The organism is Vibrio sp. 10N.222.49.C9, from assembly GCF_041474985.1.
GTDB classification, from domain to species: domain Bacteria; phylum Pseudomonadota; class Gammaproteobacteria; order Enterobacterales; family Vibrionaceae; genus Vibrio; species Vibrio crassostreae_C.
Map to the genome: position 1 here is coordinate 1 of NZ_JBFRVD010000110.1, position 527 is coordinate 527.

At 42.1% G+C, this 527-nt stretch carries 1 protein-coding gene; it reads right to left on the bottom strand.

Annotated elements, in window-relative coordinates:
• Positions 1-52: 52 nt before the first annotated feature.
• The coding region (locus tag AB4585_RS22155; protein ID WP_372170964.1) for an IS5 family transposase at positions 53-527 on the bottom strand (475 nt) is incomplete at its 5' end.

A 527-nucleotide genomic window follows, 5' to 3' on the forward strand; every position in this document is an offset into this window, starting at 1 on the left:
GGCTTTGTTTCCTAATTGGATCTCAGATAGAAACGGCCAGTATGGGTGATTATTAGGCTATTTCTATCGTTTTAGGCATACCTAACCCTGTGAGCTTATTCAACGCTTTAATCATGGCGTAGGTTTCACCAACCTGAGCATTATAGTTTCTTAAACTTAATCGCCCACCAAACAGTGTCTTTACACGGAACATAGCCGTCTCTGAAAGTGACCGTTTATGGTAACCGTACTTCTTTTTCCAATGTTTATTTGAGCCGTATAATTTCTGGCAAGCTACCGCCAGATTACGGGGGTGACCTCGTAACCAAAAAGCAGCACCTTCTCTCGGTGGAATAAGTGGAACAGCTTGTTTAATACGTATTGCTTCGTAGCATTGTCTTGTATCGTAAGCTCCATCACCAGATATCTCATTGATTCTACGACGAGTTTGATTCAGTAAATTAGGAAGAGCTTCACCGTCAGTGACATTCGATAAACTTAACTCAGCCGCAATGATTTCATGAGTGCCAGTGTCTACGGCTAAATGG